The organism is Microbacterium sp. CR_7 (assembly GCF_041954755.1).
GTDB lineage: Bacteria > Actinomycetota > Actinomycetes > Actinomycetales > Microbacteriaceae > Microbacterium.
In genome coordinates this window covers 531,849-544,660 of sequence record NZ_JAVAYF010000004.1, presented here as the reverse complement: position 1 = coordinate 544,660, position 12,812 = coordinate 531,849, and the positions used below count along the sequence as shown (strand labels likewise).

At 70.4% G+C, this 12,812-nt stretch carries 12 protein-coding genes; 2 read left to right on the top strand and 10 right to left on the bottom strand.

Annotated features, from left to right (window positions below; translation table 11 throughout):
• Window positions 1–334: 334 nt before the first annotated feature.
• Complete coding sequence (locus RAC81_RS11830) at window positions 335–1,654, top strand: CoA transferase (protein ID WP_375082518.1); 1,320 nt, start codon at window positions 335–337, stop codon at window positions 1,652–1,654.
• Here RAC81_RS11830 and RAC81_RS11825 read toward each other — a convergent pair.
• The 4 genes from RAC81_RS11825 to RAC81_RS11810 form a co-directional block, all read right to left on the bottom strand.
• Window positions 1,639–2,436 carry a DUF4184 family protein gene (locus tag RAC81_RS11825; protein WP_375082517.1) on the bottom strand — a complete coding sequence of 266 codons (798 nt, stop codon included), beginning with the start codon at window positions 2,434–2,436 and terminating at the stop codon, window positions 1,639–1,641. The genes RAC81_RS11830 and RAC81_RS11825 overlap by 16 nt on opposite strands.
• An 83-nt stretch (window positions 2,437–2,519) precedes the next feature.
• Window positions 2,520–3,821 carry a tyrosine--tRNA ligase gene (gene tyrS, locus RAC81_RS11820; protein WP_375082516.1) on the bottom strand — a complete coding sequence of 434 codons (1,302 nt, stop codon included), beginning with the start codon at window positions 3,819–3,821 and terminating at the stop codon, window positions 2,520–2,522.
• 47 nt (window positions 3,822–3,868) lie between these two features.
• The gene (locus RAC81_RS11815; RefSeq protein ID WP_375082515.1) at window positions 3,869–4,690 is read right to left on the bottom strand and encodes a hypothetical protein; all 822 of its coding nucleotides are present in this window, start codon (window positions 4,688–4,690) and stop codon (window positions 3,869–3,871) included.
• Window positions 4,687–5,331, bottom strand: coding sequence for a SatD family protein (locus RAC81_RS11810; protein WP_375082514.1), 645 nt, complete (start codon window positions 5,329–5,331; stop codon window positions 4,687–4,689). Before RAC81_RS11810 ends, RAC81_RS11815 begins: the two co-directional genes overlap by 4 nt.
• Before the next feature lie 59 nt (window positions 5,332–5,390).
• Between RAC81_RS11810 and RAC81_RS11805 the strand changes: the two genes are divergently transcribed.
• Window positions 5,391–5,978 (top strand): DUF1349 domain-containing protein, encoded by a 588-nt coding sequence (locus RAC81_RS11805; RefSeq protein ID WP_375082513.1) that lies wholly within the window; start codon window positions 5,391–5,393, stop codon window positions 5,976–5,978.
• Between the two features lie 28 nt (window positions 5,979–6,006).
• Here the strand turns inward: RAC81_RS11805 and argH are convergent, their stop codons facing one another.
• The 6 genes from argH to argC are packed head-to-tail and all read right to left on the bottom strand — an operon-like array spanning window position 6,007 to window position 12,703.
• Complete coding sequence (gene argH, locus RAC81_RS11800) at window positions 6,007–7,437, bottom strand: argininosuccinate lyase (protein ID WP_375082512.1); 1,431 nt, start codon at window positions 7,435–7,437, stop codon at window positions 6,007–6,009.
• Window positions 7,437–8,366 (bottom strand): ornithine carbamoyltransferase, encoded by a 930-nt coding sequence (gene argF / locus RAC81_RS11795; RefSeq protein WP_096713631.1) that lies wholly within the window; start codon window positions 8,364–8,366, stop codon window positions 7,437–7,439. Before argF ends, argH begins: the two co-directional genes overlap by 1 nt.
• Window positions 8,363–9,574, bottom strand: a complete 1,212-nt coding sequence (locus tag RAC81_RS11790) for an acetylornithine transaminase (RefSeq protein ID WP_375082511.1) — start codon at window positions 9,572–9,574, stop codon at window positions 8,363–8,365. The genes argF and RAC81_RS11790 overlap by 4 nt, the downstream gene beginning before the upstream one ends.
• Complete coding sequence (argB, locus tag RAC81_RS11785; RefSeq protein WP_375082510.1) at window positions 9,571–10,488, bottom strand: acetylglutamate kinase; 918 nt, start codon at window positions 10,486–10,488, stop codon at window positions 9,571–9,573. The genes RAC81_RS11790 and argB overlap by 4 nt, the downstream gene beginning before the upstream one ends.
• Window positions 10,485–11,642 carry a bifunctional glutamate N-acetyltransferase/amino-acid acetyltransferase ArgJ gene (gene argJ, locus RAC81_RS11780; protein ID WP_375082509.1) on the bottom strand — a complete coding sequence of 386 codons (1,158 nt, stop codon included), beginning with the start codon at window positions 11,640–11,642 and terminating at the stop codon, window positions 10,485–10,487. The genes argB and argJ overlap by 4 nt, the downstream gene beginning before the upstream one ends.
• The gene (gene argC / locus RAC81_RS11775; RefSeq protein WP_375082508.1) at window positions 11,639–12,703 is read right to left on the bottom strand and encodes an N-acetyl-gamma-glutamyl-phosphate reductase; all 1,065 of its coding nucleotides are present in this window, start codon (window positions 12,701–12,703) and stop codon (window positions 11,639–11,641) included. Before argC ends, argJ begins: the two co-directional genes overlap by 4 nt.
• Between the last annotated feature and the right edge of the window lie 109 nt (window positions 12,704–12,812).

The window sequence follows — 12,812 nt, the reverse complement described above, 5'->3', positions numbered from 1 at the left end:
CACCCTGTCTCGCCTGTCAAATCGGCGCGCGGCGCAGATCTCAGATCCGCTGCGCAGCTGATGACAGCCGCAGAAGGGGTGGATCTCCCATCCTAGACGTAAGCGTCTGTTCTCACAAGTGAGAGGAGGCGGGAGGTGGTTCTCCGCTTGAGGGGGGTGAAGCTCTTCGGCCTCTCCGCTTCCCTGTGGGGCGAACAAGTAATAAGTTACGCGGATCCCGGCGGTCTGGCAAATCGGGCGGGGCAGCCCGGGCGTGTCGAGCGTCGCCCGATCACTGTTTCTCCCGACCAGAAGCGGAAACCGAGTGGATGTGCCGGAGTCGTACGATCGGAGTGTGTCCTCCGCCTCCCCGTCGAACGCCGCCCTCGCGCTACTGGAGCGGGTGTGGACGGACCTGGGACTCCGCCCCGTCGGCGCCGCCGATCACCTCGGCGCCGCTGGCGAGACACCGCTCGCCTCGCGGCTCGCGACGGCGGAGCTCGCCTGGTGCAGCGTGCGCGCAATCGGACTGCTCAGCGGCATCCGCACTCCCCCTGACCCAGATCGCATAGCGATGTCCTACCGGAGCGACCGCGTGCTCACCGTCGACCGCTCGGCGCCGACGGTGTGGGCACCGCTGTCCGGCTTCTGGCAGGCGGCCGACGGCTGGATCCGCACTCACGGGAACTACCCCCACCATGCGGCAGCCCTTCGGCGGGCATTCGCCCTGGGCGACGAGCCCGCCGCCCAGGATCTCGAGGAAGCCGTCCGGGAGAGGAGCTCCGACGAGGCGATCGCTGCCGTCGTCGATGCCGGCGGTGTGGCTGTTCGCGTCCTGCCCGAGCAACCGGCCGTCGACCGCGAACTCCGTCGCTCTCCCCTGCTCGATCTCGAACGCACCGCGAGCCGCCCCACGGCCGGAGGGCGGATCGGCACGGGAGCTCGGCCGCTCCACGGCATCCGCGTGCTCGATCTGACCCGGGTCATCGCGGGTCCCGTCTGCACGAGAACGCTCGCGCTCCTCGGTGCGGACGTGCTGCGCGTGGACCCTCCGCGCCTCCCTGAGCCGGAGTGGCAGCACTTCGACACCGGGCATGGGAAGCGCTCCGTCCTGCTCGATGCCCGGACGGATCGATTCCGGGAGCTGCTCGACCACGCGGACGTGGTGGTTCTCGGCTACCGGCCCGCGTCTCTGGCCCGCCTCGGTGTCGCACCCGACGACCTTCTCGCGCGGCATCCGTCCCTCGTCGTCGCTGAGCTCAGCGCATGGGGGCGCGATCATCCGGAGCGCGCCGGTTTCGACAGCCTCGTGCAGGCGGAGTCCGGGATCGCCGTCGTCGAGTCGCCGGACGGCGTCCGGCCCGGCGTGCTCCCCGCTCAGGCGCTGGATCACAGCGCCGGCTACCTGCTCGCGGCCGCCGTCGTCGCCGCGCTGCAGCGTCGGGAGCAGGAGGGCGGCGGGTGGCACATCAGCACCTCCCTCCGCCGCGTCGCGGCAGAGCTGCTCGGGATGCCGCGGCACGACGAGCCGCAGCCGGTCCGCGAGTTCGACACCGCGCCGCACGTCGCGACGTTCGACGTGGACGGTCTCCGGGTGACGACCGCGCGGCCGGCGCTCCCCGGTCTCGAGTTCGCAGCGCCCCGTCGATGGGGTCGCGATCAGCCGCGCTGGTGAGCGCGACGGAACATCGGCAGCGAGAGACACAGCACCAGCGTGGCGGCGCCCCACAGCGCGCACGCAGACGGCAGCATCCGATACGCGAGGTGCTGCACGGTGAAGTCCTCGGTGAAGGGGCCGTGGAGGGCGTAGCCGAGGATCAGTGCGACGACCAGGACGACCGGGAGCGATACCCACCACGCAAGGCGCACCCCCGCGGGCAGGGACTGCACGACGTCGTCCCGCGCCTCGGCACGGTCGAGCCGCAGGAGCGCCCAGATGCCGACCGCGACCAGGCCGAGGATGCTCGACCCGTGCTGCAGCCACTTGTATCCCGTCAACGGCCCCCACATCTCGTCGAGCACCGGGAGCACCTCGACACCCCACCGACCCTCGTGCGTGAAGAGGTCCCAGACGATGTGCGACAGCACGCCGAGCAGGAGCGAGACGGCGAGGAGCGCCGGGTACACCGAACGCCGCGGAGACCCGAGCAGAGCGCCTCGAACCGCGCTGACACCGGTCGTCGACCAGTCGTCCGGCAGGCGCCGCGCGATCGAGAGCGGGGCGAGTTCGCCGACCGCCGGACGCAGGACCACACGCCAGACGAGGAAGAGCACGAGCGCGACGACCGCGGTCCACACGACGTTCCCGAAGGCGTGCGTGAATCCGTAGTCCAGGCCGATGCCGCGCAGGAACAGGGGCAGATCGGGCGTCATGGCGCCGATCGCGATCGCGGAGGGCACGAACGGCGTCCTGACGAACGGCAGCGCCACCAGCGCGTGGCTCGGGGTGAACGGCATGGCTGTCTCCTGTCGAGCGACGAACGCGTGAAGCCTAACGGCGAGGACCTGGGAACACCCGGATCGCCGCCGTCAGGATCGACTCAGGAGACGAAGACGCCGGCGAGCGTCTTCTTGCCGCGACGCAGAACCGAGACGCCACCGGGAAGCGAGCCCCGCACGGTCGCGCTCTCGTCTTCGACGCGGACGCCGTCGAGCGACACGCCGCCCTGGGCGATCGCACGCCGTGCTTCGGAGAGGCTCGACACGAGGCCGGTGGCGACGAGTGCTTCCACGACGAGAGACTCGGAGACGACCGAGGCGTGGGGCAGCTCTTCGAGCGCGGTCCGCAGCGTCTCGGCATCCAACGTCGTCAGGTCGCCCTGGCCGAACAGCGCTTCGGATGCCGCGATGACGGCCGCGGCCGCATCGATGCCGTGCACGGTGGCGACCACCTCGAGCGCGAGACGCTTCTGCGCCGCGCGGCGGAAGGGCTCGGACTCGACGAGCGCCGCGTACTCCTCGATCTCGGCGCGGCTCAGGAACGTGAAGACCTTGAGCCGGTCGATCACGTCGGCATCCGCCGTGCTCAGCCAGAACTGGTACATGCGGTACGGGCTGCACATCTCGGCGTCGAGCCAGATGGCGTTCCCTTCGCTCTTGCCGAACTTCGTGCCGTCGCTGTTGGTGATCAACGGCGTCCCGATGGCATGCACGGAGACGCCCTCGACGCGGTGGATGAGGTCGGTGCCGCTCGTGAGGTTGCCCCACTGGTCGGATCCGCCGGTCTGCAGCACGCAGTCGTACTGCCGGTAGAGCTCCAGGAAGTCCATGCCCTGCAGGATCTGGTAGCTGAACTCGGTGTAGCTGATGCCTGCGTCCGAGTTCAGGCGCGCGGCGACGGCATCCTTCTTGAGCATCGTGCCGACACGGTAGTGCTTGCCGATCTCGCGGAGGAAGTCGATCGCCGACAGCGGCGCCGTCCAGTCGAGGTTGTTGACGATGCGCGCGGCGTTGTCGCCCTCGAAGCTCAGGTAGCGCTCGACCTGTGCGCGCAGACGGTCGACCCACTCGCCGACCGTCTCGCGCGTGTTCAGCGTGCGCTCGGCGGTGGGCCGCGGGTCGCCGATCAGGCCGGTCGAGCCGCCGACGAGGCCGAGGGGCTTGTGCCCGGCGAGCTGGATGCGGCGCAGGGTGAGCAGCTGCACGAGGTTGCCGAGGTGCAGGCTGGGCGCCGTCGGGTCGAATCCGCAGTAATACGTGATCGGATCCCCGGCGAGAAGGGCGCGCAGCGCCTCCTGATCGGTGGACACGTGGACGAGGCCGCGCCACACCAGTTCGTCCCACACGTTCTCGAACGTGGGATCGATCGCCGGCGTGGCGGTCGTCAGAGCGGAATCAGACACGCGCTCCAGGCTATCAGCGCGCCACGACGTCGAATCGCGCCGCGTGGTCAGCTGTGCGCGGCCCACCACACGAGGAACGCGGCGCCGAGAGCGATCACCCAGCTGACGAGGCTGCCCACGAGGAAGTACTCCGCTCTGGCCCCGGTCTCGCCGTCACGGGAGATCTCGGGGAATCGGACGATTCCCTTCGCAGCGAGCATGGCGGCGAGGATCGGGTACGCCGCCGCGAGGGTGAGTATCAGCACGAGAATGCGCTCGAGCGGGCCGATCAGGCGCCCGCCCTTGAACCCGCTGAGCGGATCGACCGGCCCGGTGGCCCCGGTGAGGTCGATGGGGTCGGTGGCGGCATCCGTCGTCACAGCGAGAGGCGGCGCGGTCGCCGTGACTGCCGACTCGGACTCGCCCGCAGCGCTCGGCCGGGCGATGTCGACCGGACGCCAGGTGTGCTCGCCGTCGAGGGCCGCGCGCACGACGAGGTTCGCGGATTCGAGCAGGAACACGCCGGCCCCGAAGCTGAGCACCGCGAGATCGAAGGGTATCTCGCCGAACGGCGACCTCAGCTCCCAGATCCCGCCGATCAGTCCGCTCTCCTGACGGGGACCGAGCCAGACCACGGTGCCAATGACGAGGATGCCGAGGAGCGCCGCCGGCCAGAAGCCCAGCGGCGCACGACGCTCGGAGGGCATGCACCACACCCACAGCGCGCCCACCGCCAGCGCGGCGATCATCGGGAGCAGCGCATCGCTCACGCTGCCGAGGAGCAGCAGGATGATGGCGACCGTCAGGTAGCCGATCCATCGACGTGGCGCGAACTGCCGCACGAGGTCGGCCGCTCCGACGGCGAGCAGGGCGAAACCGGCGACGATCATGCGGTGCCTCCCAGGAGAGCGGTGACCCCGTCGAGGATCGCGGTGCTGCCGGCGTTGCGCAGGGACTTGGACACGCTCGGCTGCGTGATCCCCTCGTCGTCGGCGAGGTCGAGCTGGGAACGACCGATCAGACGCCCGTAGGTCAGGCGCCGTTCGCGTTCGGACATCGCGCCGACGAGCTCGTCGCGCACGAGCAGATACGCGTTCGAGGTGGCGATCGTGCTCTCCATCACCTCATCCTGCCCCGGGGCACCGACAATCCACGTCCTCGAGCGGGGGACGGCGCGCCCCTCCTTCGCGTGCACGGTCTCGATCGCCTCTCGCGCGGCGTACCAGCCGGGACCGTCGGCGAGTTCGCCGTGCACCGATTCCACAGTGCTGACCGCTCCGATGCCGATGCCGAACCGGAACCCGATCCCGTCGGGCAGGCGCAGCTGGATCATGAGCAGCGATACCAGGGCGTCTTCCAGCCGACGGTAGACGCCCTGCTGCTCGTCGCCTACCGTGGGCGTGAGCGGCTGACTCGCGAGCGGCATGTCCTGCTCGACGAGGGCGATCGTCTCATCCAGCACGCGCTGCGCGGCGGAGCGATCGTCGAGCTTGCGAGAGCCCACGATGTCGGCGACCACGGCGATGACCATGGGATAACCATATCACGCATACTCTAGATTTATGCCTTATCTGGCTATAAGCTGTCGATATGCCTGATGCAGCCGTCATCCCCTGGACCCAGGGCACCTGGACCACCGCTCCCGCCGCGATCGATTCCGCCGACGATCGTCTCGCCGTCACTGCCGACGAGGGCAGCGACGCCTGGCGGCATACGGCCTACGGCTTCGTGCACGACACCGAGCACGCACTGCTCGCACCGCTCGGCGTGGGCGATGCCGTCGAGGTGTCCTTCCGCGCACCCTGGACAGGCCAGTTCGACCAGGCCGGCGTCTTCGTCCGGGCCGACGACGAGCACTGGGTCAAAGCCGGCGTCGAATACGCCGACGGACACCTCGGCCTGGGCGCTGTCGTGACCGCCGTCCGCTCCGACTGGTCGGTGGGCCACGTCGACGACTGGCTCGACAGCGAGATCACCGTGCGCGTGAGCCGATGGGCGGATGCCGTGATCGTCCGGGCCCGGGCGGACGATCGACCGTGGCGGCTCGTGCGGGTCGCACCGTTCGACGGCGAGGCGACGGCCTCCGCCGGGCCTTTCCTCGCCGCGCCGACGCGCGCCGGACTCACCGTCACGTTCACCCGCTGGGTGCGGACGGCCGCCGACGACACGCTGCACTGACGGGTCGAACCCGCGGCCCGGATCCGCGTCAGAGCCCGAGTGCGTGCGCTGCGGCCTGAGCCCTCGCGACAAGCTCCGCGCGCTGCTCGGCGACGCGCACAGGGGCCGTGCCGCCCGCGCCCGTGCGCGAGGCCACCGAACCCTCGATCGTGAGCACCTCGCGGACCTCGGGCGTGAGGTGCGCAGACACCGACGCCAGCAGCTCGTCGGATGCGTCCTCCAGGCCGATCCCCTGCTCCTCGCAGGCGCGGACCAGCGCACCCGAGATCTCGTGAGCGTCGCGGAACGGCACCCGTCGCTTCACCAGCCACTCCGCGACATCCGTCGCGAGTGAGAAGCCCTCCGGCGCCAGCGCGGCCATGCGCTCGGTGTCGAAGCGCAGCGTCGCGATCATGCCCGCGAACGCCGGCAGCACGACCTCGAGCGTCTGCACCGAGTCGAAGACGGGCTCCTTGTCCTCCTGCAGGTCGCGGTTGTACGCGAGAGGCAGCCCCTTGAGCGTCGCCAGCAGGCCGGACAGGTTGCCGATCAGACGGCCGGACTTGCCGCGCGCGAGCTCGGCGATGTCGGGGTTCTTCTTCTGCGGCATGATGCTCGACCCGGTCGACCAGCTGTCGTGCAGGGTCACGAAGCCGAACTCACGGGTGTTCCAGAGGATGATCTCCTCGCTGAGGCGCGACAGATCGACGCCCGTCATCGCCGCGATGAACGCGAACTCCGCGACCACATCGCGCGCGGCGGTGCCGTCGAGCGAATTCTCGGCCGGCCGATCGAGGCCCAGCTCGGTGGCGACGAGCGCGGGGTCGAGGCCGAGTGTGGACCCGGCCAGCGCTCCCCCGCCGTAGGGCGAGACGCCCGCACGCCGACGCCAGTCGACCAGGCGCTCGAGCTCACGCACCAGCGGCCACCCGTGGGCCTGCAGGTGATGGGCGAGGAGAACGGGCTGCGCGTGCTGCAGGTGAGTGCGCCCGGGAAGGATCGCGTCGGGGTGGGCTTCCGCCTGCGACACGAGCGCGTCGATCACCCGGAGCAGGTCGCGGGCGATGACGCGCGCGTGGTCGATCAGGTACATCCGCACGAGCGTCGCGATCTGATCGTTCCTGCTGCGGCCGGCGCGCAGGCGCCCGCCGAGCTCGGGGCCGAGCTCCGCGATCAGCGCCTGCTCCAGCGCGCCGTGCACGTCCTCGTCGGAGGGGACGGGGCGGATGCTGCCGTCGGCGACCTTGCGCGCGACGGCATCCAGCCCCTCGTGCATCCTCGCGGCCTCATCGGCCTCCAGGTACCCGGCCGCTTCGAGCGCCGTCGCGTGCGCGTGCGAACCCGCGATGTCGTAGGGCGCGAGGATCCAGTCGAAGTGCGTGGAGCGACTGAGCTCGGCGAGCTCGGGCGACGGCCCGCTCGCGAAGCGGGCGCCCCACAGCGCGCCCTCGTTGGTCCCGTCGTTCTTGGAGGAGGTCATCACGCGTCCTTCTTGCCGAGCAGCCACACCAGCAGCGCCTTCTGGGCGTGCAGGCGGTTCTCCGCCTCGTCCCACACCACGCTCTGCGGACCGTCGATCACCTCGGAGTCGACCTCGTACCCGCGGTCGGCGGGGAGGCAGTGGATGAAGATCGCCTCGGAGTCGGCGAGCGTCATGGTCTCGGGGGTCACCTTGTAGCCGCCCAGGTCACGGATGCGGGCGAGCTTCTCCTCCTCCTTGCCCATCGAGACCCAGGTGTCGGTGACGACGACGTCGGCTCCGGCCGCGGCCTCGACCGGGTCGGTGAGGAGCGTGATCGAGCCGCCGGTCTCCGCCGCACGCCGATCGGCAGCCTCGACGACATCGGCGCGCGGGGCGTAGTCGGCCGGCGAGGCGATGCGCACGTGCATCCCTGCGGTCACGCCGGCGAGCGCGTACGAGTGCGCCATGTTGCTCTGGCCGTCGCCGAAGAACGTCAGGGTGAGGCCCTTCAGGTCGCCCTTGTGCTCGCGGATCGTGAGCAGGTCGGCGAGCAGCTGGCACGGGTGGAAGTCGTCGGAGAGCGCGTTGACCACCGGCACGCGGGTTCCCGCCGCCATCTCCTCGAGCCCCGCCTGCGCGTAGGTGCGCCACACGATCGCGGCGACCTGCCGCTCGAGCACGCGCGCCGTGTCGGAGGGGGTCTCCTTGCCGCCGAGCTGGCTGTTCGCGGTCGAGATGATCAGCGGCGATCCGCCGAGGTCGGCGATGCCCACCGCGAACGACACCCGGGTGCGCGTCGAGGACTTGTCGAAGATCACCGCGACGGTCTGCGGACCCGCGAGAGCCTTGTTCGCCCAGCGGTCCTTCTTCAGCTCGATCGCGAGGTCGAGGATCTCGGCCTGCTCTGCGGGGGTCAGGTCGTCGTCACGAAGGAGGTGGCGGGTCATGCGTTGGCCTTTCCGGAGTCGGTGAGGGATGCCGAGACGTCGGCGAGCGCGGCGGCGAACAGGTCGCGGAACTCGGCGAGCTCGGCATCCCCGATCGTGAGCGCCGGAGCGATGCGCACCGTCTCGGGGTTGGCTGCGTTGACGATGAGTCCGTGCGCCTGAGCGGCGGCCACGACATCGCCGGCGACAGGAGCGCTCAGCTCGACGCCGATCAGCAGACCGCGGCCGCGCACCCCCGCGACGAGCGGCGAGTCGAGGCCGATGATGATGTCGCGCAGCTCCTCCCCCCGACGGGCGGCGTTGTCGACGAGACCGGCGCGCTCGATCTCTGCGAGCACCGCATCGGCCACGGCGGTGGCGAGAGGGTTGCCGCCGAACGTCGATCCGTGCGAACCGGGCGTGAACAGCGAGCTGGCCGCACCGTAGGTGACGAGCGCGCCGATGGGGAACCCACCGCCGATGCCCTTGGCCAGCGTGATGGCGTCGGGGATGATGCCCTCGTGGCTGAAGCCGAACCAGGCGCCGGTGCGACCCGCGCCGGTCTGGATCTCGTCGACGATGAGCAGCGCGCCGTGCGCCAGCGTCAGCGACCGGGCGGCCTGCAGGTACCCGTCGGGCAGTTCGACGACGCCCGCCTCACCCTGGATCGGCTCGACGATGACCGCGGCGACCCGGTCGTCGATGGCGGCTTCGAGAGCCTCGACGGTGGCCGGGATGTGCTCGACGCCCCCGGGCATGGGTTCGAACGGCGCCCGCATCGACGGCTTCGCGGTGAGGGCGAGCGACCCCATGGTGCGGCCGTGGAAGCCGTTCTCGAGTGCGATGATGCGTGGCCTGTCGGCGCCGCCGTGGAGCCGGGCGAGCTTGAAGGCGGCCTCGTTCGCCTCGGCACCCGAGTTCGAGAAGAACACCCGGCCGTCGATGCCTGCGCCGGCGAGGCGCTTGAGGCGGGCGGCGAGAGCGAGCTGCGGCGGGGTGGCGAAGTAGTTCGACACGTGGGCGAGGGTCGCCGCCTGCGTCGCGACCGCATCGACGAACACCGGGTGCGCGTGACCGAGCGAGGTCACGGCGATGCCCGCGAGGAAGTCGAGGTGACGGGTGCCCTCCGAGTCCCAGAGGTATGAACCCTCGCCTCGGGTGAGGAGAGCGAGTCGACGTCCCGCGTTGAGGACCAGGTCGTTCTCCGCGTCGTCCTGCCAGGTGCTCATGCCGTCGTCCCTGCGCTTCCCTTGACCACTTCTGTTCCGATTCCCTTACTCGTGAAGAGTTCGACGAGCACCGAGTGCGGCACCCGTCCGTCGATGATCGCCGCGGCGTCGACGCCGCCCTCGACCGCGTCCAGGCACGCGCGCATCTTCGGGATCATCCCCGACTCCAGGGACGGCAGCATCTCGACGAGCGCCTCCGAGGTCAGATGCGACACGAGCGAGTCGCGGTTGGGCCAGTCGGCGTAGAGGCCGGGGACGTCGGTGAGGATGACGAGCTTGCGCGCCTTCAGCGCCACGGCGAGCGCGGCCGCCGCGGCGTCGGCGTTCACGTTGAGCGACTGCCCCGGGTGGTCGAGGTCCGGCGCGATGCTCGACACCACGGGGACCCGTCCGGCCGACAGGTGGTCGAGCACCGGGGTGGGGTCGACCTGCACGACGTCGCCGACTCGACCGAGGTCGATCTCCTCGCCATCGACGACGACCCCGCGGCGGCGGCCTCCGAAAAGACCGGCGTCCTCTCCGCTGAGGCCTGTCGCGATCGGGCCGTGCGAGTTGATCTTCGACACGAGCTGCGGGTTCACCTGACCGGTGAGCACCATGCGCACGACGCTGATGGCCTCGGTGTTCGTGACGCGGTAGCCGCCCTTGAACTCGCTGGGGATCTCGAGACGCTCGAGCATGTTCGAGATCTGCGGTCCGCCGCCGTGCACGACGACCGGCAGCACGCCCACGTAGCGCAGATATGCGATGTCCTGCGCGAACGCCTCCTGCAGCTCATCCGAGACCATCGCGTTGCCGCCGTACTTGACGACGACGATCTGGTCGCGGAACTTCTTCAGCCACGGCAGCGATTCGATGAGCGTCGACGCCTTCACTGCGGCGACGTCCGGCGTGGTGTCCTGGATATCGGTCATGAGGCGTAGGCGCTGTTCTCGTGCACGTAGTCGTGGGTGAGGTCGTTGGTGAGGATCGTCGCCGTCTCATCGCCGACCTTGAGGTCGATGACGAGGTGCGTGGCGCGTGGCGTCAGGTCGACCTCCTCGCGCGGTCGATCGGGGCCGCCCTCGCTGCACACGCGGACGCCGTTCATCCACACGTCCACGTCGTAGGGATCGAACTGCGCGTTCGTCGTGCCGATCGCGGCGAGAACGCGGCCCCAGTTGGGGTCGTTACCGAAGATCGCCGCCTTGAAGAGGTTGTTGCGGGCGACGGAGCGGCCGACCTCGACGGCATCCGTCTCGGTCGCGGCGTGGCGCACCTCGATCGTGATGTCGTGGCTCGCTCCCTCGGCGTCGCCCTGCAGCTTCACGGCGAGCTCCTGGCAGAGCTCCCGGAGCGCGGCGCCGAAGTCGTCGAGCGCAGGCGCGATACCCGAGGCCCCGTTGGCGAGGAGCGTCACCTGGTCGTTCGTCGACATGCACCCGTCGGAGTCGAGGCGGTCGAACGTGCGGCCCGTCGCGGCCCGCAGTGCGGCGTCGGCTTCCAGGGGCTCGAGCACGGCATCCGTGGTGATGACGACGAGCATGGTCGCGAGACCGGGCGCGAGCATCCCGGCGCCCTTCGCCATTCCGCCGATGGTCCACCCGTCTCGGCTGACGACGGCGGTCTTCGACACGCTGTCGGTGGTCATGATGGCCTCGGCCGCCACGGGTCCGCCGTCGGCCGAGAGCTCGGCGATGGCCTGCTCCGTACCGGCGAGCACCTTGCCCCGGAACACCTCGTCGCCCACGCCGATCAGACCCGTCGAGCAGACGAGCACGTCGCCAGCGCTGACGCCCAGGAGCTCGGCGGCCTTCTCGGCGGTCTGGTGCGTGGTCTGGAAGCCGAAGCTTCCGGTGAAGCAGTTCGCCCCGCCGGAGTTCAGCACGACCGCCTCGACCACGCGGTCGGCCACAGCCTGCTGCGACCAGAGGATCGGGTTGGCCTTCGCCCGGTTGCTCGTGAACACGGCGGCACCCACCTTGCGGGGCCCGCGATTGACGACGACGGCGACGTCGGGCTTGCCGGTCGACTTGAGTCCGGCGGCGACTCCGGCCGCCTCGAATCCTGCGGGGGCGGTGACGCTCACGGCGCGACTCCGTTCACTGAGAGGGCGCGGGACTCGGGAAGCCCCAGCGCGATGTTCATGGACTGCACGGCGGCGCCGGCGGTGCCCTTGACGAGATTGTCGACGGCCGTCACGACGGTCACACGGTTCGCGGCCCGATCGATCGCGAGTCCCATGAGCGCGGTGTTCGCGCCGAGGACGTCGGCGGTGCGGGGGAACTCCCCGGCGGGCAGCAGCTGCACGAACGTCTCGTCGCCGTACGCGGACTCCCACGCGGCGCGGACCTCGTCGTCGGTGGCGCCGGCGACGATCGGCGCCGTGGATGTCGCGAGGATCCCCCGCGACATCGGCACGAGCACCGGCGTGAAGGATATCCGGATGCCGTCGTCGGCGGCCTCCGGCGAAAGACCGGATGCCGCGGCGAGGGCCTGCCGGATCTCCGGGATGTGCCGGTGGGTGCCGCCGACGGCGTACGGATTGGCGGTGCCGAGGATCTCGCTCGCCAGCAGGTTGGTCTTGAGGCTCTTGCCGGCGCCCGACGGGCCGACGGCGAGCACGGAGACGATGTCGCGAGGGTCGATGACGCCGGCGGCCACTCCCGGCGCGAGGCTGAGACTCACGGTCGAGGCGTTGCAGCCCGGTGCCGCGATCCTCGTCGCGCCCCGCAGCTGCTCGCGCTGCTTGCCGCCCCCGGCGAGGAGCTCGGGCACCCCGTAGGTCCAGGCGTCGTGGAAGGCTCCGCCGTAGAAGGCGTCCCATGCGTCCTGCGAGGTGAGCCGGTGGTCGGCACCGGCGTCGATCACGAGCGGGGTGTCGCCCAGCGCATCCGTGTACTGACCGGACTGGCCGTGCGGCAGCGCGAGGAACACGATGTCGTGACCCGCGAGGATCTCGGGGGTCGTGTCCTGCAGGGTGAGGTGTGCGAGTGAACGCAGGTGCGGCTGGTGCTGGACGAGCGGCTGTCCGGCGTTCGAGTGCGCCGTGACGGTGCGGATCTCGACGTCGGGGTGCCCGGCGAGGAGGCGTAGGATCTCGCCGCCCGCATAGCCGGATGCGCCGGAGACGGCGACGGAATACGTCATGCTTCTACCTTAACGGTCGGACCCTTCGCGGAACTCAGGGTGCAGTGTCGGGGGCCGGGGCGGCGACACCGGCACTCGACCGCCGGGCAGGCAGGAGCGCGGAGTCGCC

Coding starts and splice junctions, on each gene's coding strand:
- RAC81_RS11825 (WP_375082517.1), bottom strand. CDS start 2,436: ATGCCGTTCACCCCGAGCCACGCGCTGGTGGCGCTGCCGTTCGTCAGG.
- RAC81_RS11815 (WP_375082515.1), bottom strand. CDS start 4,690: ATGATCGTCGCCGGTTTCGCCCTGCTCGCCGTCGGAGCGGCCGACCTC.
- RAC81_RS11810 (WP_375082514.1), bottom strand. CDS start 5,331: ATGGTCATCGCCGTGGTCGCCGACATCGTGGGCTCTCGCAAGCTCGAC.
- RAC81_RS11805 (WP_375082513.1), top strand. CDS start 5,391: ATGCCTGATGCAGCCGTCATCCCCTGGACCCAGGGCACCTGGACCACC.
- argH (WP_375082512.1), bottom strand. CDS start 7,437: ATGACCTCCTCCAAGAACGACGGGACCAACGAGGGCGCGCTGTGGGGC.
- argF (WP_096713631.1), bottom strand. CDS start 8,366: ATGACCCGCCACCTCCTTCGTGACGACGACCTGACCCCCGCAGAGCAG.
- RAC81_RS11790 (WP_375082511.1), bottom strand. CDS start 9,574: ATGAGCACCTGGCAGGACGACGCGGAGAACGACCTGGTCCTCAACGCG.
- argB (WP_375082510.1), bottom strand. CDS start 10,488: ATGACCGATATCCAGGACACCACGCCGGACGTCGCCGCAGTGAAGGCG.
- argC (WP_375082508.1), bottom strand. CDS start 12,703: ATGACGTATTCCGTCGCCGTCTCCGGCGCATCCGGCTATGCGGGCGGC.